The 22,876-nt window shown below is 39.0% G+C and carries 26 protein-coding genes and 1 other annotated feature; of the genes, 16 read left to right on the forward strand and 10 right to left on the reverse strand.

The genetic code is table 11. From position 1 onward, the window contains the following. Window positions 1-14: 14 nt before the first annotated feature. Window positions 15-1,007, reverse strand: a complete 993-nt coding sequence (locus L1999_RS15755) for a hypothetical protein (RefSeq protein WP_235739420.1) — start codon at window positions 1,005-1,007, stop codon at window positions 15-17. Between the two features lie 234 nt (window positions 1,008-1,241). Between L1999_RS15755 and L1999_RS15760 the strand changes: the two genes are divergently transcribed. The 4 genes from L1999_RS15760 to L1999_RS15775 all read left to right on the forward strand — a co-directional run bounded on the left by L1999_RS15760 (window position 1,242) and on the right by L1999_RS15775 (window position 5,224). Beyond that, a complete protein-coding gene (locus L1999_RS15760; RefSeq protein ID WP_235744364.1) occupies window positions 1,242-2,354 on the forward strand; it encodes a CotH kinase family protein in 1,113 nt (370 codons plus the stop codon). Window positions 2,355-2,486: 132 nt separating this feature from the next. Next, window positions 2,487-3,014, forward strand: a complete 528-nt coding sequence (locus tag L1999_RS15765; protein ID WP_235739421.1) for a hypothetical protein — start codon at window positions 2,487-2,489, stop codon at window positions 3,012-3,014. Between the two features lie 60 nt (window positions 3,015-3,074). Beyond that, window positions 3,075-4,370 carry a hypothetical protein gene (locus L1999_RS15770; RefSeq protein ID WP_235739422.1) on the forward strand — a complete coding sequence of 432 codons (1,296 nt, stop codon included), beginning with the start codon at window positions 3,075-3,077 and terminating at the stop codon, window positions 4,368-4,370. A 191-nt stretch (window positions 4,371-4,561) separates the two neighbouring features. Further along, window positions 4,562-5,224 (forward strand): DUF2642 domain-containing protein, encoded by a 663-nt coding sequence (locus L1999_RS15775; protein WP_235744365.1) that lies wholly within the window; start codon window positions 4,562-4,564, stop codon window positions 5,222-5,224. 107 nt (window positions 5,225-5,331) lie between these two features. On the opposite strand, the gene L1999_RS15780 is transcribed toward L1999_RS15775, so the two are convergent. Further along, window positions 5,332-5,733, reverse strand: coding sequence for a DUF2500 domain-containing protein (locus tag L1999_RS15780; RefSeq protein WP_235739423.1), 402 nt, complete (start codon window positions 5,731-5,733; stop codon window positions 5,332-5,334). A 215-nt stretch (window positions 5,734-5,948) separates the two neighbouring features. On the opposite strand from L1999_RS15780, the gene L1999_RS15785 reads away from it, so the two are divergent. Further along, the gene (locus tag L1999_RS15785; RefSeq protein ID WP_235739424.1) at window positions 5,949-6,341 is read left to right on the forward strand and encodes a thiol-disulfide oxidoreductase DCC family protein; all 393 of its coding nucleotides are present in this window, start codon (window positions 5,949-5,951) and stop codon (window positions 6,339-6,341) included. 71 nt (window positions 6,342-6,412) lie between these two features. Here the strand turns inward: L1999_RS15785 and L1999_RS15790 are convergent, their stop codons facing one another. Continuing rightward, on the reverse strand, window positions 6,413-6,952 hold the full coding sequence (locus L1999_RS15790) for a GNAT family N-acetyltransferase (protein WP_235744366.1): 540 nt from the start codon (window positions 6,950-6,952) through the stop codon (window positions 6,413-6,415). Window positions 6,953-7,506: 554 nt separating this feature from the next. On the opposite strand from L1999_RS15790, the gene treP reads away from it, so the two are divergent. The 8 genes from treP (at window position 7,507) to L1999_RS15830 (ending at window position 14,451) form a co-directional block, all read left to right on the forward strand. Beyond that, a complete protein-coding gene (treP, locus tag L1999_RS15795) occupies window positions 7,507-8,931 on the forward strand; it encodes a PTS system trehalose-specific EIIBC component (protein ID WP_235739425.1) in 1,425 nt (474 codons plus the stop codon). Between the two features lie 79 nt (window positions 8,932-9,010). Beyond that, window positions 9,011-10,681: an alpha,alpha-phosphotrehalase gene (gene treC / locus L1999_RS15800; protein ID WP_235739426.1), complete on the forward strand. Its 1,671-nt coding sequence runs from the start codon at window positions 9,011-9,013 to the stop codon at window positions 10,679-10,681. 14 nt (window positions 10,682-10,695) lie between these two features. Further along, window positions 10,696-11,403, forward strand: coding sequence for a trehalose operon repressor (gene treR / locus L1999_RS15805; RefSeq protein WP_235739427.1), 708 nt, complete (start codon window positions 10,696-10,698; stop codon window positions 11,401-11,403). A 119-nt stretch (window positions 11,404-11,522) separates the two neighbouring features. Then, complete coding sequence (locus L1999_RS15810; RefSeq protein ID WP_235739428.1) at window positions 11,523-12,716, forward strand: Rossmann-fold NAD(P)-binding domain-containing protein; 1,194 nt, start codon at window positions 11,523-11,525, stop codon at window positions 12,714-12,716. A 62-nt stretch (window positions 12,717-12,778) separates the two neighbouring features. Beyond that, on the forward strand, window positions 12,779-13,456 hold the full coding sequence (locus L1999_RS15815) for an SOS response-associated peptidase (protein ID WP_235739429.1): 678 nt from the start codon (window positions 12,779-12,781) through the stop codon (window positions 13,454-13,456). 227 nt (window positions 13,457-13,683) lie between these two features. Then, window positions 13,684-13,920, forward strand: coding sequence for a hypothetical protein (locus L1999_RS15820; RefSeq protein WP_235739430.1), 237 nt, complete (start codon window positions 13,684-13,686; stop codon window positions 13,918-13,920). Window positions 13,921-13,959: 39 nt separating this feature from the next. Continuing rightward, window positions 13,960-14,202, forward strand: a complete 243-nt coding sequence (locus L1999_RS15825; protein ID WP_420489644.1) for a hypothetical protein — start codon at window positions 13,960-13,962, stop codon at window positions 14,200-14,202. Between the two features lie 15 nt (window positions 14,203-14,217). Beyond that, window positions 14,218-14,451, forward strand: coding sequence for a hypothetical protein (locus tag L1999_RS15830; protein WP_235739431.1), 234 nt, complete (start codon window positions 14,218-14,220; stop codon window positions 14,449-14,451). Window positions 14,452-14,488: 37 nt separating this feature from the next. On the opposite strand, the gene L1999_RS15835 is transcribed toward L1999_RS15830, so the two are convergent. Next, a complete protein-coding gene (locus L1999_RS15835) occupies window positions 14,489-14,932 on the reverse strand; it encodes a GNAT family N-acetyltransferase (protein ID WP_235739432.1) in 444 nt (147 codons plus the stop codon). A 137-nt stretch (window positions 14,933-15,069) separates the two neighbouring features. Here L1999_RS15835 and yyaC point away from each other — a divergent pair, with 137 nt between their 5' ends. Next, on the forward strand, window positions 15,070-15,669 hold the full coding sequence (gene yyaC / locus L1999_RS15840; protein WP_235739433.1) for a spore protease YyaC: 600 nt from the start codon (window positions 15,070-15,072) through the stop codon (window positions 15,667-15,669). Window positions 15,670-15,744: 75 nt separating this feature from the next. Here the strand turns inward: yyaC and L1999_RS15845 are convergent, their stop codons facing one another. Both L1999_RS15845 and L1999_RS15850 read right to left on the reverse strand, forming a co-directional pair. Then, complete coding sequence (locus L1999_RS15845; RefSeq protein ID WP_235739434.1) at window positions 15,745-16,224, reverse strand: hypothetical protein; 480 nt, start codon at window positions 16,222-16,224, stop codon at window positions 15,745-15,747. A gap of 236 nt (window positions 16,225-16,460) precedes the next feature. Then, window positions 16,461-16,868, reverse strand: a complete 408-nt coding sequence (locus L1999_RS15850) for an SET domain-containing protein (RefSeq protein WP_235739435.1) — start codon at window positions 16,866-16,868, stop codon at window positions 16,461-16,463. A gap of 209 nt (window positions 16,869-17,077) precedes the next feature. Here L1999_RS15850 and L1999_RS15855 point away from each other — a divergent pair, with 209 nt between their 5' ends. Continuing rightward, on the forward strand, window positions 17,078-17,482 hold the full coding sequence (locus L1999_RS15855; protein ID WP_235739436.1) for a hypothetical protein: 405 nt from the start codon (window positions 17,078-17,080) through the stop codon (window positions 17,480-17,482). A 57-nt stretch (window positions 17,483-17,539) separates the two neighbouring features. Here L1999_RS15855 and L1999_RS15860 read toward each other — a convergent pair whose 3' ends face one another. After that, on the reverse strand, window positions 17,540-17,878 hold the full coding sequence (locus L1999_RS15860; protein WP_235739437.1) for a hypothetical protein: 339 nt from the start codon (window positions 17,876-17,878) through the stop codon (window positions 17,540-17,542). Window positions 17,879-18,004: 126 nt separating this feature from the next. Continuing rightward, window positions 18,005-18,520, reverse strand: a complete 516-nt coding sequence (locus tag L1999_RS15865; protein ID WP_235739438.1) for a YbaK/EbsC family protein — start codon at window positions 18,518-18,520, stop codon at window positions 18,005-18,007. A gap of 381 nt (window positions 18,521-18,901) precedes the next feature. On the opposite strand from L1999_RS15865, the gene L1999_RS15870 reads away from it, so the two are divergent. Then, window positions 18,902-19,795, forward strand: coding sequence for an HD-GYP domain-containing protein (locus tag L1999_RS15870; RefSeq protein ID WP_235739439.1), 894 nt, complete (start codon window positions 18,902-18,904; stop codon window positions 19,793-19,795). Window positions 19,796-19,954: 159 nt separating this feature from the next. Here the strand turns inward: L1999_RS15870 and L1999_RS15875 are convergent, their stop codons facing one another. Both L1999_RS15875 and ilvA read right to left on the reverse strand, forming a co-directional pair. Then, window positions 19,955-20,674, reverse strand: coding sequence for a YebC/PmpR family DNA-binding transcriptional regulator (locus L1999_RS15875; RefSeq protein ID WP_235739440.1), 720 nt, complete (start codon window positions 20,672-20,674; stop codon window positions 19,955-19,957). 477 nt (window positions 20,675-21,151) lie between these two features. Continuing rightward, on the reverse strand, window positions 21,152-22,417 hold the full coding sequence (ilvA, locus tag L1999_RS15880) for a threonine ammonia-lyase IlvA (protein WP_235739441.1): 1,266 nt from the start codon (window positions 22,415-22,417) through the stop codon (window positions 21,152-21,154). Between the two features lie 63 nt (window positions 22,418-22,480). Further along, window positions 22,481-22,725 (reverse strand) — a binding site (T-box leader). Window positions 22,726-22,876 lie beyond the last annotated feature (151 nt).

A 22,876-nucleotide genomic window follows, 5' to 3' on the forward strand; every position in this document is an offset into this window, starting at 1 on the left:
TTTAGATAAAATTGCTAGCATTTTGTTCTGAAGGACAAAAAAAAACCGGCTACTTGTTGAAGTACCGGCTTATAAATCCAATTATTTGTTCCCTTTAGGGCCTTTAGGACCTTTAGGACCTTTAGCGCCTTTCGATCCTTTGCTTCCCTTTGAGCCCTTGCTGCCTTGGGAACCTTTGCTGCCTTTTGAGCCTTTGCTGCCTTGAGAACCCTTACTGCCTTGGGAACCTCTGCTGCCTCGGGATCCTCTGCTGCCTTGAGATCCTCTGCTGCCTCGGGATCCTCTGCTACCTTGAGAACCTCTGCTGCCTCGGGATCCTCTGCTGCCTTGAGAACCTCTGCTGCCTCGGGATCCTCTACTGCCTTGAGAACCGCTGCTGCCTCGGGAACCTCTGCTGCCTCGGGATCCTCTGCTGCCTCGGGATCCTCTGCTGCCTTGAGAACCTCTGCTGCCTTGGGATCCTCTGCTGCCTCGGGATCCTCTGCTGCCTTGGGAACCTCTGCTGCCTTGGGAACCTCTGCTGCCTCGGGATCCTCTGCTGCCTCGGGATCCTCTGCTGCCTTGAGAACCTCTGCTGCCTCGGGATCCTCTGCTGCCTTGAGATCCTCTGCTGCCTCGGGATCCTCTGCTGCCTCGGGATCCTCTGCTGCCTTGAGATCCTCTGCTGCCTCGGGATCCTCTGCTGCCTCGGGATCCTCTGCTGCCTCGGGATCCTCTGCTGCCTTGAGATCCTCTGCTGCCTCGGGATCCTCTGCTGCCTCGGGATCCTCTGCTGCCTTGAGATCCTCTGCTGCCTCGGGATCCTCTGCTGCCTTGAGAACCTCTGCTGCCTTGGGAACCTCTGCTGCCTCGGGATCCTCTGCTGCCTTGAGATCCTCTGCTGCCTTGAGATCCTCTGCTGCCTTGAGAACCTTTACTGCCTTGGGAACCTTTACTGCCTTGGGAACCTTTACTGCCTTTAGAACCTTCAGACTTTTTAGGACCTTTTGGCCCTTTTTTAAATTCAACAGGGTTATTGATTAAGAATTCAATTACCCCGTTCTCTTGTGCTTGTGTAAGCAGGTCTTCCATTACCATTTTCATTTAAACACTCCACCACTTTCTAATATTTTTATACTTCATTGATAATTTATGGGAGAAATACTGAAAGGGTAATAGACAAAAGTTTATTTTTTTGAAAATAACCAAGTAGCCCATAAGCGGCACCATTGTTAAAGACAGAGCATAGTATTCTAAAAAATATGTATTTAATAGGGGTTTTTAAATTGCAAAAATATGAAATTTTTATCAATCCCAAGACATTAAACCAGCTCAATAAAGATATATGGATGAATGAACATGTACCGGCAGTCCTCAAAATAGGAAACAATCAATATACAATTGGCTTGGCCTATCGAGGAAATGTGATCCGCAAGAATAAAAAGAAATCCTATAACATTATTTTTCAAAAACCATTCACCGTTAATGGCGCTCATGAGATCCATTTAAACGCGGAGTACAATGATATCTCACTTAGTCGTAACAAGCTTTCCTTTGATTTCTTTGATTCCATTGGTGTCATCTCTCCTCACTCCCAGCATGTTCTTCTCTATATAAATGGTTTTTGTAAAGGGATTTATTTAGAGATCGAGTCTTTCGATCAATTTCTCTTACAAAAAAGAAAATTACCAAAGGGACCCATTGTATATGCAACTAACTATTACGCAAATTTCTCCCTGTTATCACCGAAAAAAAAATTAAAAACGGATTTACTCGAAGGATATACCCTTAAATATGGTGATGAGGATGATTTATCACATGTAGAAGATTTAATCATCAAAACGAACACCCTTAAAAATGAGGAGTTTGAAGAAGAAATAACAAAGGTGCTAAATGTGGACCAGTATCTAACCTGGCTGGCGGGAGTTGTTTGTACCCAAAATTTTGATGGCTTTATCCATAATTATGCACTTTACCGAAATAGTGAAACCAACACTTTTGAAATAACTCCATGGGATTATGACGGGACTTGGGGCAGAGATCTGCACGGAAAACGGCTTGATCATGATTTTGTACCTATAACTGGGTACAATACCTTAACAGGCAGACTACTTTACGTTCCTGATTTTAAAAAGAAATATTGTGAGATTCTTTCCTGCATTTTAGACAACCATTTTACGGTTGAAACCCAAATAGGAATAATAGAAAATCTCTTCGACACACTGAAGCCTTATTTACAATTGGACCCTTATATTAACAGAAAAGAAAATACACTTGATTCGGAAAAGGACGTTATTGTTCGTTTCATTGAAAAACGGAATAATTACTTAAAGCAGCAACTAATTAAACTACAGGACGACAAAGTATATGGTTGAATATCATATACTTTTTTTTGCCTATTTTTTTCAAAAAATACGAAAAAGGGCCTCTTTATTAGTACAACGTCATCCCGTGATACATATAGATGGAGTGTAAATGTTTATTTATTAAAGGAGGAAGAAACTTTTATGGATAGAGAACTTATGAACATGCATGTTGGCAAAACAATTAGGGTAGATCGTGGCGGTCCAGAATCCAGAATCGGGAAATTACTTGCTGTATTTGAAGACTTCTTTGTACTTCTAACAGAAAAAGACGGTGTGGTTTACTATAAAACGAACCATGTCAGAAGTATCACAGAAAGTTCTAAAGATGCAATGAAATTGGGCTTGAAAATTCCTGAAAAATTAGATTTTAAGACTGCAGAAAATTTTCATAAACTTTTAGAAAGCATCAGATTTCAATGGGTGAAAATAAACCGTGATGGTGGTCCAGAGTCTTTAGAGGGTGTACTAAGTGACTCTAACAAACACTATGCCTCTCTCATCGTGAACGAAGAAGTGGTTCGTTTTTCATTGAAGCACATTCGCAACATTAGCTACGGCCTGATGGTAGAGAAATCATCAAATGATGACGAGAGCAACAGCAACAATTCTGATAACAATAATGAGGATCATGATAGCAAAAAAAATGAGGACAACGAAGATAACGAGTAATGACTATTGTCGCTTCTCCAAACAGAGAAGCGACCCACTATCTCTTAAGGAGGATGAAACATGGGGTTAGAAAAATTTTCAGCTGCATTGGATTTACTAAAAGGGTTTCAGGTAAATCTTTATGTGGGTGAAGACATCTTTAAAGGAAAATTGATTGGTGTAGAAACTGACCATGTGGTTCTAGAAACTGAAAATAACTATATTTTCTACTATAACATTGATAAAATCCAAGCGATTCTTAAAAATACAAAGCAGTTTCGGCCTGAAAACGCATCTGTTGAATTCCAAAAAACTCAGAGCTTAATGGAGCTTTTACGCTCTTTCCAATATTCATGGGTAACGATTTTGAGTATTAATAAGCAAAGTTTTTACGGCGTACTAAGCGAGATTGATGAAGATTTTGTTACGTTGATTAATGGCGAAGAGCGAATCCTAATCAAGGTAGCCCAGATCTCTAATATTTTAAAAGGAGTAATTAAAGAAGAAAAACAAGAGAAAAACGAACAGGAAAAAACGGAAAGCAAGAATGAAACGAATAATCAAGATAAAGAATCAAAAGAGTCTAGTGAAGCGAAAGATTCAAAAAAGAAAACCGAAACGGTTCAATCAAAAGAGTCTAATGAAGTAAAGGATTCAAAAAAGAAAACCGAAACGGACCATTCAAAAGAGTCTAATGAAGTGAAGGATTCAAAAAAGAAAACCGAAACGGACCAATCAAAAGAGTCTAATGAAGTGAAGGATTCAAAAGAGAAAACGAATAAATCAAAAGAAAAAGTGAAAGATCATTTTTCCAATCATTCACCGAAAGAATATAAGACAGAAACCAAAGCAAGTGACAAGAAATCAAAATCCCCATCCACCTCCGAAAAATTCGAGATAAAAATGGAAGCTGAATCATCAGAGGTTACGGTGCCAAATCAAATGGTGGTATGGTCAGGTTCATACAAACATGAACCATCTTTACTCGATGATCCTTCAGCAAAAGGAAATATGTTCCTTGACGAGTTTGAACCAATGCAAATGTTTAAAAGTGAAATAAAAGTACCAATAAACGAACTGCCTCATAGAGAACACAAAAAGGGTGAAGCAATGGGTTCCAAATCAACTACCACGTCACCTGCATCTAAAAAAGAAAAGAAACACGAAAAACCTCAAGAAACCGTAAATGCTGTATCTAAGAAAACTGAAACTTATTCACAGGAGAAAGTCTATAACGATACGAATAAAGTATGGAAACAAACAAACCAAGAAACCAGAGGCTTCTTCTTTAACGGTGAACCCGCTTCACGCAGTCAAGAAAGAACGTTCCCATTTGCAGGTTGGCCAAGTAACAATAAGCGAACCTTTAGATTTTAATTGACCACATTGCACATGAAAACATGTCTATTGCTCGATCAAACAAATATTTTTAAGGCATCCATGTCCTCTTACAAATAAGAGCTGGGCAAACAAATGCGTTTTTAACATGGATAAAGAATTGATGTTTTCAGCCCATCTCTATTTGTGAATGGAAATACCAAGGAAAGGATGTGAGTAAGTCCGTGAAAATGAAAGAAAATATTGGTAAGTATATTAAAATTGAAATTTCCGGAAAGAAATATATTTATGGACTTTTAGTAGATATCGGGAGTGATTTATGGGTTCTTTTTAACGGAATAGACTATCTTTATATTCCTACCATTCATATTCAAAATTGGCAGTTTATGAAGCAATATGAAATTGATGAAATTACGTTCAACGATGAACCAGCACCCATTTATAATCATAATGAAGAGATCTCGTTACGGAAAACTCTAACGGCAGCAAAAGGAATTTTTACAGAAATTTATGTCACAAGTAACCAAGCTTTACATGGTTATATCATTAGTATCATGAATAATTACTTTGTCTTTTACTCCCCCATCTACAAAACCATGTTTATTTCGTTAAACCATTTAAAATGGTTAATCCCATATACGAACAATCAGCGTCCTTACGGCCTAAGTAACGCCAGCCTGCCTGTTAGTCCAAGCAACCTCTCTTTTGCCAGGTCCTTTGAGGTCCAGATTGAAAAATTAGTTGGAGAGTTAATCGTATTTAATATTGCTGAAAATGAAAATGTGATCGGAAGAATTCAATCCATTAATAATAATTTTGTTGAATTAATAAGTGCAAAAGAAGACCCGATTCATATTAACTTCCAGCACATTAAAACCGTGCATATGACGTAGCCGATTTTTTTTAGCCCCATTTTAAACAAGCTTTTTCATGCAGCTTAATAAGCAAAATCTAAAAAGAGTGTCCTGTGACACTCTTTTAAATTGTAGGGAATCTGCAATCAGGATAGTGAACGATTGGTTGCGGCTGGTTCATGATCGTTTTGTTTTCTGGTAAACCCGTGATACCTGGTTCCTTGGAATACTAGTTCTCCGACATCCCCTTCAGCCAAAAGGCCGTAGTCCCTTCCACTGACGGTAAATTCCATGCGATCCCCGCTTTCAAATTGAAAAGTTGCATAATACCAAGTACTTGAGGAGTGGTCAGCTCCACCTCCACTTACTTCGGATCTTTTTGAGATTAAGGCTGCGTTAACGTGCAAGCGTGGTTGTTTATTATTATGGCTCCATTGTTTTACCCCCATTATGATGATAAATAAGATGATTCCCACAATAGCGATAAAAAAAATCGGAACTACGAATTCCATAATGGTAAAAAAATCGATCCCCACATTAACCTCCATCAGAACTCCCCCTTTATTTAATAGTACGAATAATTTATCTATACGTTTCAAAGTTCTTGAAAATAGTTGGTACAAAAACGCCTAGTTAACCATATGTAATTCCATTCTGTTATTTTCTTCTCTACGTAATTTTTATCAGAAAAATGTTGAAGCTTTATGGTGTAGGCATCTTCTATGCTATGCTAATGATACATTGGTTAAAGTTGGTGTTTTGAATGGAACGAATTATTTTATTTGACGGTGAATGTAATCTTTGCAACAGCAGTGTTAAATTCATTTTAAAACGAGATCCTAATGGGAAATTTCACTTTACCTCTCTTCAAGGAAAGATTGGTCAGGGTTTGTTGAAAAGACATGGCCAGAAGATGGATGTTAACAGCTTTGTTTTAATAGAGGATGAAAAATTATACCTAAAATCCGATGCCGCTTTACGTGTGTGCAAGCAGCTAAATGGTCTCTGGAAACTGTTTACGATTCTCCTGGTCGTGCCTCCTTTCGTAAGGGATTTTGTTTATGATATCGTGGCAGCAAACCGGTATAAATGGTTTGGAAGAAACGAAAGTTGTCTGCTGCCATCATCTAAGTGGAAAGACAGATTTTTAGAATAGCAGTTAGATAGAAGTGAATCACTGGTTTATAATCCTTAACGTGGGACAGTAACCCATTGGTTTCAAAAAAATCATACTTGAAAGGACGCTTTATGAAATTGACCAATTAAGCTAAAAAGAATCTCCCCATCCATTGGAAAGATTATTTCTGGCTTTAGCTTTTTATACATAGCCTGATAAGGTTCGGGTACCCAGATATAGTGGTGGATATAATCCGTTAAGACAAAACCGCATTTTTCCCAAAAAACAATCCGTGCCTGATTTTCCGGCGTTTCTTCGGCTTCGACCTCAATCACTAAACTAGTACAATTTTCCGAAGTCATCGCCCACTCTTCGATATATTCTAACATACGAATCCCCGTCCCCTGCCCTCGCTGTTCCTTTTTCACCGCCAAATAATCGATAAGCAACGACTCTGTATCTTTCAATTTACCGGTTAACGCCATCGCTGCTGCTCGCCCATCAATAAAACAGATATGTAGAAAACAAATTTGTTTCCAAAACATATTTCGGATAATCCTTTCCGGTTTTGCCCCTTTATCAGCAAATGCCTGTTCATAAATCGGACAGACTTTGTCCCAAATTTCATCATTCCACTGATCAAACGTCATAAATTCCACTGTTTTGTAACCTCACTTTTCATAAGGACATGTAGGTAAATCTATAATAGCAAATACTCTCTACAGGATGCCAATACGAAAAAAGGAACCTTTGAATAGATTCAAAGGTTCAAATAAAGAACTTAGTGGTCTAGGCTAAGCTCTCACAATTAGGAGGTCTAAACTCAGAAGAATTTAAACAAGTTCATTTTACCATTTTCGAAATCTTCTATCAATATTTATTACTGTAAAGTAGGAAAGTAATTTTAATAATTATTTCAGAATATTAAAATAGCTCTTTCTCGTTTCTATCTAATCTACATCCATGCATGTTTTAATTACATTATCACTAAAATAATAGTGACTTTAAATCTAAAAAATTATTTTAAAAACGTAAAAAATATTGGTTGACATACCTGTATATACAAGTTAGAATGAAAACGTAAACAAAACTTGTATATACAAGCTGTGATTTGTAATGAAACCGTACACAACGCTTGGATAGAAAGGTTAGAAAATTTAAGGAAGAAAATGGTCATCACGCCATTTATTTAGGGGGAAAGAAAATGACGAAGTATACAGATCCTTCGAAAGAACTACTACAACACATTGGTGGTAAAGAAAACATTGCAGCCGTAACCCACTGTGTGACAAGAATGCGTTTTGTTTTAAATGATCCAAGTAAAGCAAACGTAAAAGAAATTGAATCCATTAAACTTGTAAAAGGTACATTTACCCAAGCCGGACAATTCCAGGTTATCATCGGTAACGAAGTACCTAGCTTTTATAATGAATTTGTAAAAATTGCAGATGTTGATGGCACTTCTAAAGAAGAAGCCAAAAAAGCAGCCAAGCAAAATCAGAACTGGATTCAGCGTATGATGGGACATTTAGCTGAAATCTTCACTCCATTAATCCCTGCCCTAGTAGTCGGCGGTTTAATCCTGGGTTTCCGAAATATAATCGGAGATATTAAACTAGTAGATAACGGTACAAAGACAATTATTGAAGTATCTCAATTCTGGGCAGGTGTTCACTCATTCCTTTGGTTGATTGGCGAAGCGATATTCCACTTCCTTCCAGTCGGAATCACCTGGTCTGTGGCGAAAAAAATGGGCGCATCTCAAATTCTTGGAATCGTCCTTGGTATTACCTTAGTATCACCACAATTATTAAATGCTTACGCTGTAGCCGGTGCAAAAGAAATTCCTACATGGGATTTTGGATTTGCACACATTAAAATGATTGGGTACCAAGCACAAGTTATCCCTGCGATCTTAGCTGGTTTAACATTAGGTTTCTTTGAAACAAGACTACGAAAAATCGTTCCAAATTCCATTTCTATGATTGTTGTACCATTCTTTGCATTAGTTCCAACGGTATTAATCGCACACACCATCTTAGGCCCGATCGGCTGGAAAATTGGCGCTGGTATCTCTCACGTTGTTTACTCTAGCTTAACATCATCCTTTGGCTGGTTGTTTGCCGCAGTATTCGGATTTGCTTATGCTCCACTCGTTATTACTGGTTTACACCATATGACAAATGCCATTGACCTTCAATTAGTAAGTCAATTTGGCGGAACAAACCTATGGCCAATGATTGCTTTATCAAATATTGCTCAAGGTTCAGCTGTTCTTGCGATGATCTTTATCAACCGTAAAAATGAAGAAGAAAAGCAAGTTTCAATCCCAGCAACCATCTCCTGTTATCTAGGTGTAACAGAGCCGGCGATGTTTGGTATTAACCTTAAATACGGCTTCCCATTCTTAGCTGCGATGATTGGTTCCATGATTGCAGCGGTTGTATCAGTGGCAAGCGGTGTAATGGCAAACTCCATTGGAGTCGGCGGTATTCCTGGTATTCTTTCGATTCAGCCAAAACATATGGCAGTGTTTGCGATCTGTATGGTGATTGCAATAGTAGTTCCATTTATCTTAACGACTATCTTTTCAAAAACTCGTTTGAATAAGTCTAAGTTAACCAATTAATCAGCACTCCTTACAGGAGGGAGACCATCTCCCTCCTTTTCCACATAGATCAATCAAAAAATTTAGGCAGGTGTTTAGTATGTCAACAGCATGGTGGAAGAAAGCAGTCGTCTATCAAATTTATCCAAAAAGTTTTAATGACACAACAGGAAATGGTACCGGAGACATTCAAGGTATTATTGAAAAATTAGATTATTTAAAAGAACTCGGTGTCGATGTCCTTTGGCTGACACCTATTTATCAATCTCCACAGCGTGATAATGGGTATGATATCAGTGATTACTACTCGATTCATGAAGAGTACGGAACAATGGAGGATTTTGACTTACTTCTTGAAGAAGCGCATAAACGCGGTATCAAAATTATTATGGACATCGTTATTAACCATACATCGACGGAGCATGAATGGTTTAAACAAGCTAAATCGTCTAAAGACAATCCATATAGAGACTTCTACATTTGGAAAGATGGAAAAAATGGCGAGCCCCCTACCAACTGGGAATCTAAATTTGGCGGATCTGCGTGGGAATACGATGAAACAACCGAACAATACTATCTTCATCTATTCGATGTAACACAAGCTGATTTGAACTGGGAAAATGAACAGCTTCGCGCCGCTCTCTATGAAATGATGCATTTTTGGTTAAAGAAAGGCGTCGACGGATTCCGTTTGGATGTCATCAATTTAATTTCTAAAGACCAGCACTTCCCTCAGGATGATAGCGACGGCCGCAAGTTTTATACGGATGGTCCTAGAATCCATGAGTTCTTACATGAAATGAATGAACAAGTATTTTCAAAATATGATATTATGACCGTTGGAGAAATGTCTTCGACTTCCATCGATAATTGTATTCGTTACACGAACCCGGACCAACTTGAATTAAATATGACCTTTAGCTTTCATCACCTAAAAGTGGATTATCCAAATGGTGATAAATGGACAAAAGCGGATTTTGATTTTCAAGCTTTGAAAGATATCTTGTCTAAATGGCAGATTGAAATGAACGAAGGCGGCGGCTGGAATGCCCTTTTCTGGTGCAATCATGACCAGCCAAGAGCAGTCTCCCGCTTCGGTGATGACATCTATTATCATAAGGAATCCGCCAAAATGCTTGCAACAACGCTTCATCTCATGCAGGGAACTCCTTATATTTATCAAGGCGAAGAATTCGGAATGACCAATCCAAACTTCAATGATATAGACAAATATCGTGATGTCGAGTCATTAAATATGTTTCAAATTTTGAAAAATAGAGGCCTTGATGAACAACAAATCCTTGAAATTTTGAAGCAAAAATCCCGCGACAATTCGAGAACGCCTGTTCAATGGAATGATCGAAAAAATGCCGGGTTTACGACGGGAACTCCTTGGATTGATACAGCGGCAAATTATACCGAAGTTAACGCTGAAAAAGCGGTTCAAGAATCAGATTCTATCTTTTATCACTATCAAAAACTGATTCAAATACGTAAAGAGATGGATGTGATTACGGATGGTGATTTCCAATTGATTTTAGGACAAGATCCTGACCTTTTTGCGTTTATCAGAACCAGCGGTGCAGAAAAAGTACTCGTTATCAACAATTTTTACGGTCGAGAAAAGAGATTGATTCTTCCATCACAATTAAATCTTGATGAGGCTGATAGTGAAATGTTAATCTCTAACTATGAGGACTCCCCTGCACACCTAAATCAAGAAATGGTGCTGCGGCCTTATGAGTCGATCGTGTACTATCTGAAAAATTGATCGGAGATGTCATTATGACAAACAAGTACTTAACCATTTATGAATCAATAGTTGAGCAAATAAAAAATGGAGATTTAGCTCCGCAGACGCTTCTTCCCTCTGAAAATGAGTTAAAGGATCAATATGAAACCTCGAGGGAAACGATCAGAAAAGCATTAAATTTGCTCTCCCAAAATGGCTATATTCAAAAGGTTAGAGGAAAGGGTTCCATTGTCATTGACATCAGTAAATTTGACTTTCCAGTCAGCGGTTTAGTTAGTTTTAAGGAACTAGCAAGTAAAATGGGTAGTAAGCCCGTAACCCTTGTCAATGAGCTGGCCTTAATTAAGCCTGACGGATACATCCGCCAACAGCTGCAGCTAGGTGGAAAAGATTTGGTTTGGAAGGTAGTCCGCACAAGGGAAATGGGCGGAGAAAAAATCATTTTAGATAAAGATTACTTATGCGGCAGACTTGTTCCTTCTCTTACGGAAGAAATTTGTGCTGACTCGATTTATGAATATCTAGAAAATGAACTTAAGCTGACAATCAGCTTTGCCAAAAAGGAAATCATTGTGGAAGAACCAACCGCCGAAGACCGCTCACTGCTTGATCTTGAAGGTTTTCACAATGTCGTGGTCATTAAAAACCATGTCTACTTAGATGATGCCACACTGTTTCAATACACGGAATCAAGACACCGCCCCGATAAATTTCGCTTTGTGGATTTTGCAAGAAGATGACAATGCTGTTAGGAGACCTTGGAAGAAAAGGTCTCCTTTTCAATTTTGATACAGTTGTCCAAACATCCCCTCTATTTTGGCATATTCTATTAAGAATCCTAAAAAATCGAGGTGATAAAATGAACGACAGGAAACTCGTCCTAACAATCCTAGGTAGTGCTGGCGGTCTCGCAAGATCTCTCCTCGCTCTCCTAAATAAAGCAAGCCTAGATCCACATGACCCCATTCAACAAAAGCTTTACAACAGTACCATCCACTTAATTGACTACAACCAAAGACCACTTGATTATTATCAGAGCATCTGCCCCAATCTTATCCACCAAATAACGATTCATCAAATGGATTTGAAGGACACGATTATTCTCAGGAACTATTTAAAAGAATCCCATACGTCCATTGTTATAGATGTATCATTAGCCGATACTGTTGAAATGCTAGACTGCTGCAACCAGCTGGGTGTCCATTATGTTAACAGTGCTTTGGAAAATATCTATATCCAGGATCATGCCAATGAGTACAAAGGCTTTCCGCTGATTGAACGACTTCGTTTTTTTGAAAAATATAAAAAGGAGTATACCAACCTAAAAGCGATTATCTGTTCCGGAATGAACCCTGGAGTGGTTCAATGGATGGCCATCGAACTGATGAATCACTATCCTAACGAGCAGCCTCTAGCCTGCTTGATTGTCGAACATGATTCCTCCTTCTTAAAACTAAAGTCAGGTGCTAAAAAGAATGCCGTTTATACGACTAAGCCTCCTGATTGGTTCCTGACATCGGCCATCCAAAGTTTTCCGATGTTCATGCGAAATAGGACCCCGCTCTTCCTATATGAACAGGTCTATAACCTAGAATTCATGGCAACATTAGGGGACAAGCAGCTTCATGGCTGTTTAATGCCAAACGAAGCGGTCTATTTCTTGTGCAAACAGTTTGATATGGAAGGTGGATACTTATTTAAAGGAAATGATGATACAGAATGCCTGATCGGGGAGAATTTAGTCGGGGTTCTCCTCGTCTATCCTGATAAAGAACGATATATGTATCATGCCTTATCCCATGAGGGTAGTATGGAGCGGATTAAAACAAACGCTGCTTATTTTCAGGCTGCCAGCGGTCTATATGCAGCCCTCGCCGTTATCCTAAATGACGGAATCGCGAATGGAGTTTATTCTGTGGACGAGCTTTTAGTAAAAACAAATAATCACTATGGACAGTACCTCTCCTGCCATCTGACAGACTTTGTATGTGGAGAAAACGCTCAGACGGACGGTCTTTTATTTAAACGGATGAAATATCTACATTCTAGCTAACTTTTGTCATCCTAACCATCAATTGTTACAATAAAGGTAACTTAAACGTCGAGGTGAATAGGATGTGCGGCCGTTTCACATTAACAGCATCCATTGATGAGATCATGGATCGTTTCGATATCCAATCCTTCTTAAACGAGGAACTGTACGCTCCAAGTTATAATATTGCTCCCTCCCAGTTGGTTCTGGCAGTTATCAATGATGGATCATCAAACCGGATGGGCTTTTTAAAATGGGGTCTTGTCCCGCCATGGGCCAGCGATCCCTCGATTGGCAATAAAATGATTAATGCCCGAGCAGAAACAATTACCGAAAAACCCAGTTTTCGTAATGCCTTCAAGAAGAAACGCTGTTTGGTGATCGCCGACAGTTTTTATGAATGGAAACGCCATAGTGATAAAACGAAGACCCCGATGCGGATTAAACTAAAGTCAAATGAGTTATTTGCCATGGCAGGTCTCTGGGAAGGTTTTAAAACCCAAGACGGGAAAACACTTTATTCCTGCTCCGTCATCACTACAGGCCCAAATGAATTAATGAAAGACATTCATGATCGAATGCCTGTCATTTTAAAACGTGAGGATGAGTCCCTCTGGCTTAACCCGGAGATTGCCGATCCGAACAGGTTAACACCTTTGCTTATTCCCTTTGATGAGAATTTAATGGATACTTACGAGGTTTCCTCCTTGGTGAATTCACCTAAGAATAATACGATTGAGCTAATCCAAAAAATATGTTAAGCCCTTTTTTAAAAAAATTTTTTTAAAATGGACATGTTCACTACATGCACGTACAAGCACCAACATATGCTGTACTAACCCATAAAAGTTTTCCTTCTTTCGAAAGTGGCAGACCCACTTTCTTTTTTTTGCCTTGACGGTGATCTTTCCATTGTTCTGATTCTCCCTGCCTGCGAATATAGTAAGAGATACAGCAATAGGTTTCCTTTAAGGAAGGAGGCTAAAAGATGTTTTTTATCCCAACAAATGTAACGATTGGTGATGTGAAGATTAATAGTCCTGACCATTCAAGTTCCATAAATTTTGGACCGACCTTGCTCAAAGGAATCAATGTTTATGGCAAAAAATCACAAGGATTTGGCCAGCAAATGGCCGATGCTACAGTAACGGTAATCCCCATCCATCTTGTTCTAGATGATGATCTCATCGATTCACCCAACAGTAAACAAAACGGTCTTGGATAAAACTCCTGAATAGGGATGATAAAAAATATATGCTTAGGAGTGATACAGTTGAATCTCGCCCCAATGGCCATTAATTTTCTAGGCTTTAAAGTGAATTCATTAGATAATGCCGCCTTCATTAATCTTGGACCCAATCAATTTATTGATCAATTCAACTCCTATAAAAGAAACCAAGGGGTCGGTGAACAAAACGGTGATTTATCCCCGGTTAACATCCCGATCTCGTATGTGGTGGACCCAGATTTAACCGACAGCAACACCACGAAAAACAGTTTGGTGTAAATAGGGGGGATCCAGTTGATTTTTGCACCTATGAACGTCAATTTTGGCGATTTGAAAATCAATGTATTTGACCATGGCTCCATTCTCAACATGGGACCAAATCAAATGACCGATGTGTTTATTTCCTATAAACGGAATCAGGGCTATGGTGAACAAAATGGCGATATTGCCCCCATGCTGATTCCCATCTCCTTTTTACTAGATAATGATGTGAGTGACTCTGCGACTGTAAAAAATAGTATTTTATAAAATGACTATGGGAACTTCTCTTTTGGAAGTTCCTTTATTATTTGGCAATAGAATAATAATAAAAGTAATTTGTTTCTTTTTTAAAGCCTATTTTTTCATAGAGCCTTTGGGCGTTATCATTATCGTTTGCTGTTTCTAAAAATAGCCCCTTTGCTCCTGTTTCTGTTGCAAATTGAATGGCTGCTTTGAGTAAATTCTTGCCAACGCCTCTCCCTCTGGCTTCTTTTTTTACATAAAGATCATTTAAAATCCATGAAGACTTCATGCTGACACTTGAAAAGGATGGATACAGCTGCACAAACCCTAGTGGCTGATCACCGTCTAAGGCAATAAAGGCAACAGATTGATCGTTGCTGATTCTTTCTCTTAAGAACTGTTTAGCACCTTCCAGATCTGATTCTTGCTGGTAAAAAAGCCGGTACAGATCAAACAACTCCGTCAGCGGTTCAAGTTCAGTTATGGTTGCTCGTTGGATAAACATGTATGGTCCCCCTTGTACATTAATAAACATAGTATAGCAATATTTTCCACTCGGTAGATTTTTATTTTAACAGGAAGGATTATTTATAGTAAATGAAGAATTCTTTTGTGAAGTCATCATAGTGAGGTGTTAGGGTAGTGGGTATTAAACAGTACAACAGTGAGATAAAATTTTATGAGAAGGTCATCCCTTTTAATGATCGTCTAGCACCTCTATTCATTCGCAACAGTTTATATTCACTCATTCCAGAAGGTACTCAGCACATTTATGTGGTAGGGATTGGTTCTAATTTAATAAGTGGCGACAGTCTGGGACCCTTTGTTGGGACTTTGCTTCGTAACACGTTTCCCAATCATTTAACGGTACTGGGGAATCTTGAGTGCCCAATGGATGCAACCACCATCGTTCCGAAAATTTCCGGGCATATTTTTCCCAAAAACAGCTTTGTCATTTCAATTGATAGTGTGCTAGGCTCTGTAGACTTTGTTAACTCCATTGTATTACGACCAGGACCGCTGCAGCCGGGCCTTGGCCTTGGGCAAAACCTTCCTCCAATTGGCGACTGTAGTGTGATGGGGGTCGTCCTGACAAATGAGGCCGTTTTGGGGAGCGCTTTATTATATACGAATCTGCATTTGATTTACACGATGGCAACCAATATTGCCAAGGGTATTTCGCTGGCAGTGAGGCAATTTTTTAGATATCCTTCCGACCATCCTATTTTAACTGTTAACTAAATTTAAAAAAGCCTTGAAAGAGTCAAGGCTTTTTGTGTTAAGTCGTCTTTGATTGATATTGTTTAGCAGGAGAAATTACATTCCTCCCATTCCACTCATTCCTCCATGTCCACCTTGACCTGGGAAGCCTCCCATGCTGCCATGGCTTGAGGATCCGCCCATTCCTCCATGTCCTGGGTATCCACTCATGCCTCCATGCCAATCATGGCCTGAGTATCCGCCCATCCCTCCATGTCCGCCATGGCCTGGGTAGCCGCCCATTCCCCCATAACCACCATGCCCTGGGTATCCGCCCCAGCCGCCGTGCCAGCCATGACCTGGGTAGCCTCCACCCCAGCCGCTATGCATACCATAGCCTGGATAGCCTGCTCCCATACCGCCATATCCTCCCATACCATGGTAGCCTGTTCCCATGCCGCCATAGCCTCCCATGCCTGGGTAGCCTGTTCCCATGCCGCCAAAACCTCCCATGCCTGGGTAGCCTGTTCCCATGCCACCATATCCTCCCATACTCATGCTTCCATAACTACCTGGATATCCACCTGTTCCCATCATTTCGAGCATCTCTCCTTTATATAGGTTACAGTCTAGAATATGTTCCAACAATAAAAAAGCATGGGCTAATGTCTAGGTTTCCAGAAACTACTTGGGTTTATGGTTTAGTTCAGCTGTTTCTAATGGAATACATCCATTGATTCTCTATGTCTATAGCCCCAAGTTGTCTGAAGCTAAAAAGAAAAGAGCACAAAAAGTGTGCTCTTTTAAATCAGTCGTAATTAGATTCGGTCAACTTAATTTTCATTAGCCGATTCTGGCTTTTCTTTGTCTTTATCAAACCAAAGCGGTTCATCGTCATCAACGTCACCATTATAATTGATCAGAATCTCTTCACCTGCTTTAATATCCTTGTACGCAAAGAAATCAAAGGTATGGTTTGGAAAGTTAATTTCATATGTTGCATTCGGCTGATAGGAATGGTTAAACAGCATCCCATACCCTAAAAGGATGGCGGTGTGATTGATCCCATATTCAAATGCATAATCCGCTAATAACGTTTTTTCGATGTGAACGTGTTCCTCATTGGGATAAGGAAGAACCGGTGCTTCATGAATCAACTCACCCTTTGCGATATCACGAGTCGCAAAAACCCCTCTGTTCAATTCCCCATCACTAAGCTTTGAAGTTTTTACCTCTATCATATTAATCACCTATTTGCTCTTTCTTCAGAAGATTTATCACTATTAAGCTTGCCAGACTAAAGACAAGAAAGCAAATACTTTTTAGTCCCATTTTGGTGCCTGTCACCATTAAGTAGGTTCCTAAGGTGTTAATAATTGTTTATTTGGGTTATATTCACCACTGTCCCAACATATTATAGAATATACGTTCGTACAGGGAGGCTGACAGCATGGTTAGCAACAATGAGTCCTTGATTACTGGTGATATGTTAGTGAGGTATTATGAGTTAAATAAACAAAAAAAAGAAATCGAACTGGAATTGGCTCAATTAAAGGACGCTTTTCAAACTTATTTTAATCACCTAGTTGGTACCCAGAAAAAAGGAGAAATTACCGTAAGCGGGTTCAAGCTGCAAAGACAAATACGCAAAACTGAGAAATTTCATGAAGTTGAAACCGTTAAAAGACTTGAAGAATTAAAGATGACCGATCTAATCCAGGTCATCAAAAAACCCGATGATACGAAAATTAAGGCTGCCCTTGATTTAGGATTATTAATGCCCAGTCACTTAGATGGCTGTGTAGCAACTAGTTATATCCCTGCGATAGCGGTTAAACCGGTTACCCCTCGCTAAAGGAAAAAAAAGAGCTTGGATCTCCAAGCTCTTTTACTATGAATATCTATTTTTTTCTTATGATATAGCTTCATCCATCTTTTTCAGGATAAAACAGGTTCCATCTTCAGCAAAGTATAAGCATTCACCTTGTTTAACATTGAAATTGACATTCTTTTTATCATAAATTAATTTCTTAACCTTAACAAATTGTTCGACTAATTCCCGGTCTGGATTAAAAATAATTCCTGTTTCTCCATTTGTAGTAACAAAACCTTTTGGATCATTCTTCCGTTCCGGCTTCAGTTCCGCAGACCAACTAGCATTTAAAAGAACCGTACCCGCATGGACTCTCGACTTTCTGGTCTGGATTGACCAAGTTTTCCGGCAATTACAGCGGTATATTTTGAATTTCATCACCCGATTCCTTCTTCCTATGATGATTATCCTTGTTAAATTCAAAATAAAATCACTGTAATTATATTAATCAATAAGGCAAATTATTAATAAATTCCCCATTAGATAGGTAAAAAGAATGATCCTCTAAGCCTGTATTTGTTGATTAACCGTTGCCGTCACTTCGTCCTCTCCCCAGCCTTTACAGACATCTACCCACTGCTTGGCAGCCGAGTATTCCAATAGTTCTTCCTTTGTTAATTCAATAGCAGAGTTGGTACTGCCACATGCGGGAAAGACTGTCTCAAATCGCTGCATGGAAACATCTAGGTAGACCTCTAGATTATTTTTTAAACCAAATGGGCAAACCCCGCCAATCGCATGGCCTGTTTGCTCAAGCACCTCATCTGGCGACAACATACGAGCTTTATAGCCGAATTGGTGGCGGAATTTCTTATTATCAATTTTGGCATCTCCTGCCGCAACAATTAAAATCGCTTGTTCCTCAGACCCTCGAAAGGATAATGTTTTGGCAATTCGCGCAGGACTCACCCCAATTGTTTCTGCAGCTTGGTCCACGGTTGCACTGGATGTTTCAAATTCCATCACATCCTGCTCCCGATTCCACTGTTCAAAATGCTTCTTAACACTCTCAAATGACAATTTACTCATCCTTTCCTTTATTTACAATAGTAGAATAATAGCACACTTTTATTTGGTTTTCATTCCTTTCGTTCCCCTCTGTTTCTTCAGTTCATCACTTCTAATATCCCTTCTAACCACCACCATATGTTTATATTCTTCGGAGTTTAGACCTCCTAATTAATTTGCTTATCTTCGACAACTAAGCACCTTTTACCTTTGCTCACGATTGGTCTAAGGTCTATTTTTGAAAAAAAAATGACAAATTTTATGTGAATAAGAATTAACAATCTGAATTATTTCAAAACACTTACTTTTCAATCAATGGGGTGATTTGGAAAGAAGTATGATAACTTTATAAAGGAAATATTACTAAAATTTGTATGATAAAGGGGGGTAACAATGGTAGACTTTTTAGAAAAATGGTTCTCTGATTACAAGCATTTCCGATATGTTTTTTTTATATTTTTATCATTAAGTGTATTGATTAGTTTTTTTTCGGATAATGATAATTTTTTTATACTATATAATGTTTCTGTCATTTTTTTAGGTCTCGGCTTTTATAATAAACCTGTCTATCTTGTTGTTTTTACAATAGTAGTAAGTGGTTGTCGATTTTATTTCGTTCCACATGCAGAAGAAAGCATACTATTTATTTTTATCGTTAGCTACTTCGTAATAACATGTATTTCAACAGGATTGATGATACATATTCAGAAAGTTAAGGAAAAAAGTTTAGATTTAGTAACCACTCTTGCCAAAGCATTGGATTCAAGAGACCCCTATACTTACAATCATTCGGAAAATGTATCTAAATATGCTGTGCAAATAGCTGAAAGAATGAATCTTCCTAAGAATGAATGTAGTATTGTTCGAACTGGAGGGTTATTGCATGATATTGGAAAGATTGGCATCCCTGAAAACATTTTGACAAAGCCTGGGAAATTAACAGAGGAAGAATATAACGTGATAAAAACGCACCCAACAATTGGATATGAAATGTTAAAACACATTGACCATTTTAAGAGCGATGGTACTTTGGATATTGTTTTATATCACCATGAAAGATATGACGGGAAAGGTTATCCTGCAGGATTAAAGGGGAACGAAATTCCATTGCTCGCACGTATAGTCGCTGTTGCTGATACGATTGATGCTATGATGTCAAGGCGTGTTTATAGAAATGGATCTGATCTAGAGCATACTCTGAAGGTAATCCGTCAAAATAGAGGGACACAATTTGATCCTGATGTAGTTGATGCTTGTCTTAGTCAGTTTAACAATCAAGAAACTTAAAATATAGAGATTCTTTATAATTATTGTTTATCCATACAAAAAACCCACTTTTATTCGAATTTCTCATCCTAAAAGTGGGTTATCGTTGTTAATGTAATTAATACTGATTTTTTGTTAGTATTTCACTGTTCATAAATCTTAGGTCTACTCACAGCTTGTTTATTCACCAAGATCTACGTTGTGGTATACGCGCTGAACATCCTCTAAATCTTCTAATACATCAATCATTTTCTCAAATTTGGCTAATGCGTCACCATCAAGAGTAATCTCGTTTTGTGGAAGCATGGTTAATTCTGCTACAGTAAATTCAGTAATACCTGCTTGCTTGAAGGCTTCTTGAACGGCATGGAATTGATCTGGCTCCGCGTAAACAATCACTTGTTCATCTTCATCCGCAATATCACGTACATCTACATCTGCTTCCATTAACAGTTCAAGGACATCATCGGACGATTTACCCTCAATACCAATGACAGCTGTAGCATCAAACATATAGGAAACGGAACCGCTGACACCCATGTTACCGCCGTTTTTCCCGAAAGCAGCACGTACATCTGCCGCGGTACGATTGACGTTATTTGTTAAGGCATCCACAATAACCATGGATCCGTTTGGTCCAAAGCCTTCATAACGAAGTTCTGTATAGCTCTCTTCAGAACCCCCTTTAGCTTTTTCAATCGCACGGTCAATAATATGTCTTGGCACATTATACGTTTTTGCACGTTCTAGGACAAATTTTAATGCTTGGTTGGACTCAGGATTCGGTTCGCCGCTGCGAGCAGCCACATAGATTTCAACACCAAATTTTGCGTATACACGGCTCGTATTGGCATCCTTTGAAGCCTTCTTTTCTTTAATATTGTTCCATTTACGTCCCATTCTGAACACTCTCTTTCCAATTTGAATCTTCCAAAATGCTTTAAATGAAAAATGTCCTTTTCAATATAACAATTTTGAAGATTATACAATTTATACTGACTAGAAAACAAGAACTGTTTTCATGCACAAATAATATTATACATTAAATGTTGCATTTGTTAAGTATCCTGTTGGTTAAAACGCTAAAAAAGACCATTCAGCGCGAGAATGGCCTTTTAAAATTAGGCTGTGTTAATCTTGAATGTTGATTTCCGCTCCAGGCGGCTTCGCTTTCCGCGGGCGTGCCGGGGAGCCTCCTCGGCGCACATGCGCCTTTGGGGTCTCCCCTGGCCCGTACTCCCGCAGGACTTTGATTTTACATCCTCGAATCCGCCCACGCACGAAGGAAATGCGATAGCATTTTCGAGGAGTCTTTCGCCGCCTTCCGCTTCAATCAACGTGCTAAAAATTCAAGTATAATCTTTAACAGAGCTAAAATTAAACTAGCATTTGAAATAAGGTGCTGTCTTTATTCACTTCTCGGTGTAAAAATCCTTTTGCCTTAATTCGTGCAATTAATGGATAGTAATCTTCTTTATCCTTCAATTCAATTCCTACTAGAGCAGGGCCGGTTTCACGATTATTCTTTTTGGTATATTCAAAATGGCTGATATCATCATTGGGTCCTAATACGTCAAATAAAAATTCACGCAAGGCTCCTGGCCGCTGCGGAAATTGAACAATGAAGTAATGCTGAAGACCTTCATAAAGTTTTGATCTTTCTTTAATTTCTTGCATTCTACCAATATCATTATTACCACCGCTAACGATGCAGACTACCGTTTTCCCCTTAATTTGTTCCGCATAAGAATCTAAAGCTGCAACAGAAAGTGCTCCGGTCGGTTCAACGACAATCGCATTTTCATTATAAAGTGATAAAAGAGTCGTACATACCTTTCCTTCAGGGATCACCACAATGTCATCAACAAGTTCTTTGCATAGATTAAAAGTTTTCGTACCAACTGTTTTAACAGCGGCCCCATCCACAAATGGGTCAATCTCTTCTAATGAAGTTACTTCACCTTTCAGAATCGATTCCTTCATTCCAGGTGCGCCTTGTGGCTCGACTCCGATTAATTTAGTATGTGGTGAAAAATGCTTTAAATAAGTTCCGCACCCGGCAACTAAACCACCGCCGCCGATGGCTGCAAACAGGTAATCAATTTTTTCTGGGCAGTCAGCGAGCATTTCAACCGCAACCGTTCCTTGACCGGCGATAACATCGAAATCATCAAAAGGATGGATAAACGTACGGCTCTCCGCGAGACTGCATTCCATCGCCTTTTCATAAGCATCATCAAAGGTATCTCCAACCAGGACAATTTCGACATTGTCCTTACCCCAAAACTTTACTTGATTTACCTTTTGCTTTGGTGTGGTGTTTGGCATAAAGATTTTTCCGTTAATTTTTAACAGGTGGCAGGAATAGGCGACACCTTGAGCATGATTCCCGGCACTTGCACAAATAATTCCGTTCGTTAACTCATCTTCATTTAACTTTCTAATCCTGTTATAGGCACCACGAATCTTAAAGGAGCGAACGCTTTGCAGATCTTCACGCTTCAAGTAGACATGGCAGCCATATCGTTCAGATAATAGGTGGTTGTATTGCAATGGTGTGGGTGAGATGACATCCTTAATCGTATGACTTGCAATGATGATGTCCTCTACATTAAAAACTTTTTTATCGACTTGTTGACTCATGTTTTCTTCCTCCTCTATATAAGTACACATTCGTTTATGGACAACAAAAAACTCGCCCCTGGTTATAGGGACGAGTGAACTCGCGATACCACCCTACTTCCGCTGCCTGAATGAGGCTGCGGCTCTCGATCAACGTACAATCAGCTGTACGTGTTCCAAGTTAACGGTGGACATTCCGGTAAAGCTTACTACTAATTCAGCCATACATCTCGGAGATGATCTTCAGATGGTCCTGTTATCGACTCGCACCAACCGTCGATTCTCTAGAAACAAATAACCTATCCTACTCTTCTCGTCATCAATTCTTATGTAATTTTAGATAAGGTTACCATCGAAAAAAAAGTCTGTCAATGTTTTTTGACTATTTTAACTATTTTGTTTATTTTAAAGCGCTTACATGGGATATACTTACAATTACTTTGAAAAAACCGGTCACATTGGATTGTGACCGGTTTTTCA

It is taken from the genome of Neobacillus drentensis (assembly GCF_021560175.1).
Lineage (GTDB): Bacteria > Bacillota > Bacilli > Bacillales > Cytobacillaceae > Neobacillus > Neobacillus drentensis_A.

Excerpts from the sequence above, each read along its gene's own strand:
- L1999_RS15820 (WP_235739430.1), top strand. The coding sequence starts at position 13,684 with ATGTTTTTTATCCCAACAAATGTAACGATTGGTGATGTGAAGATTAAT.
- L1999_RS15760 (WP_235744364.1), top strand. The coding sequence starts at position 1,242 with ATGTATTTAATAGGGGTTTTTAAATTGCAAAAATATGAAATTTTTATC.
- L1999_RS15835 (WP_235739432.1), bottom strand. The coding sequence starts at position 14,932 with ATGTTTATCCAACGAGCAACCATAACTGAACTTGAACCGCTGACGGAG.
- L1999_RS15770 (WP_235739422.1), top strand. The coding sequence starts at position 3,075 with ATGGGGTTAGAAAAATTTTCAGCTGCATTGGATTTACTAAAAGGGTTT.
- L1999_RS15765 (WP_235739421.1), top strand. The coding sequence starts at position 2,487 with ATGGATAGAGAACTTATGAACATGCATGTTGGCAAAACAATTAGGGTA.
- L1999_RS15850 (WP_235739435.1), bottom strand. The coding sequence starts at position 16,868 with ATGATAGAGGTAAAAACTTCAAAGCTTAGTGATGGGGAATTGAACAGA.
- L1999_RS15845 (WP_235739434.1), bottom strand. The coding sequence starts at position 16,224 with ATGATGGGAACAGGTGGATATCCAGGTAGTTATGGAAGCATGAGTATG.
- treR (WP_235739427.1), top strand. The coding sequence starts at position 10,696 with ATGACAAACAAGTACTTAACCATTTATGAATCAATAGTTGAGCAAATA.
- L1999_RS15790 (WP_235744366.1), bottom strand. The coding sequence starts at position 6,952 with ATGACGTTTGATCAGTGGAATGATGAAATTTGGGACAAAGTCTGTCCG.
- L1999_RS15870 (WP_235739439.1), top strand. The coding sequence starts at position 18,902 with ATGGTAGACTTTTTAGAAAAATGGTTCTCTGATTACAAGCATTTCCGA.
- L1999_RS15855 (WP_235739436.1), top strand. The coding sequence starts at position 17,078 with ATGGTTAGCAACAATGAGTCCTTGATTACTGGTGATATGTTAGTGAGG.
- L1999_RS15775 (WP_235744365.1), top strand. The coding sequence starts at position 4,562 with ATGAAAGAAAATATTGGTAAGTATATTAAAATTGAAATTTCCGGAAAG.
- treC (WP_235739426.1), top strand. The coding sequence starts at position 9,011 with ATGTCAACAGCATGGTGGAAGAAAGCAGTCGTCTATCAAATTTATCCA.
- L1999_RS15860 (WP_235739437.1), bottom strand. The coding sequence starts at position 17,878 with ATGAAATTCAAAATATACCGCTGTAATTGCCGGAAAACTTGGTCAATC.
- ilvA (WP_235739441.1), bottom strand. The coding sequence starts at position 22,417 with ATGAGTCAACAAGTCGATAAAAAAGTTTTTAATGTAGAGGACATCATC.
- treP (WP_235739425.1), top strand. The coding sequence starts at position 7,507 with ATGACGAAGTATACAGATCCTTCGAAAGAACTACTACAACACATTGGT.
- L1999_RS15780 (WP_235739423.1), bottom strand. The coding sequence starts at position 5,733 with ATGGAGGTTAATGTGGGGATCGATTTTTTTACCATTATGGAATTCGTA.
- L1999_RS15810 (WP_235739428.1), top strand. The coding sequence starts at position 11,523 with ATGAACGACAGGAAACTCGTCCTAACAATCCTAGGTAGTGCTGGCGGT.
- L1999_RS15785 (WP_235739424.1), top strand. The coding sequence starts at position 5,949 with ATGGAACGAATTATTTTATTTGACGGTGAATGTAATCTTTGCAACAGC.
- L1999_RS15815 (WP_235739429.1), top strand. The coding sequence starts at position 12,779 with ATGTGCGGCCGTTTCACATTAACAGCATCCATTGATGAGATCATGGAT.
- L1999_RS15875 (WP_235739440.1), bottom strand. The coding sequence starts at position 20,674 with ATGGGACGTAAATGGAACAATATTAAAGAAAAGAAGGCTTCAAAGGAT.